The 577-nt window shown below is 68.8% G+C and carries 1 protein-coding gene; it reads right to left on the bottom strand.

Features of this window, described 5'->3' with window-relative positions:
* On the bottom strand, positions 1 to 577 hold a 577-nt coding region (locus AB7F93_RS00645), incomplete at both ends, for a hypothetical protein (RefSeq protein ID WP_428300938.1).

Genomic DNA, 577 nt, shown 5'->3' with positions numbered 1-577 from the left:
GCCGATGACGCCGTTGCCGCCGCGCACGGTGACGCCCGCGCCCAGCGTCAGGTTGCCGGCCTCGACGTTGAGGCGGTTGTTGGCGCTGCCGTCGTCGGCGAAGGCGATCGTGCCGGTGCCGCCGATGGTCTGGTCGCCCTGCGGGGCGAAGATGCTGTTGTTACCGATGTTGATGGTGGCGCCGCCGAGCGTGAGGCCGCCCGCCACGCGTTCGATACCGGTCGCCGACGCCAGGTCGAGCGTGCCCGCGAGCGTCACGCCGGACAGGAAGTTGTTGCCGCTGTTGTTGGCGCGAAACGAGCCCGCGCCGGTGAGGTTCATGTCACCGGACAGCGTGACGCCGTTCTGGCTGACGACGCTGCCGGCACCGGCCAGAATCTGGCTGCCGGTGGTGCCGGTCACGGCCGAGTTCAGGTTCAGCGTGCCGCCGTTCAGGGCGCTCAGGGTGCTGTTGTTGGTGGTCAGGCCCGAGACCTGGATCGTGATCGAGCGGCCCGCGGTATCGGCGGTGATCGTGCCGTTATTTGTGAGCGTGGCGCCGCCGCCGACGAAGTTTTGGTTGCCGATGACGCCGTTG

The sequence above is a fragment of the Immundisolibacter sp. genome (assembly GCF_050250495.1).
Classification (GTDB): domain Bacteria; phylum Pseudomonadota; class Gammaproteobacteria; order Immundisolibacterales; family Immundisolibacteraceae; genus Immundisolibacter.
This window is presented reverse-complemented; position numbering and strand designations above follow the sequence as displayed.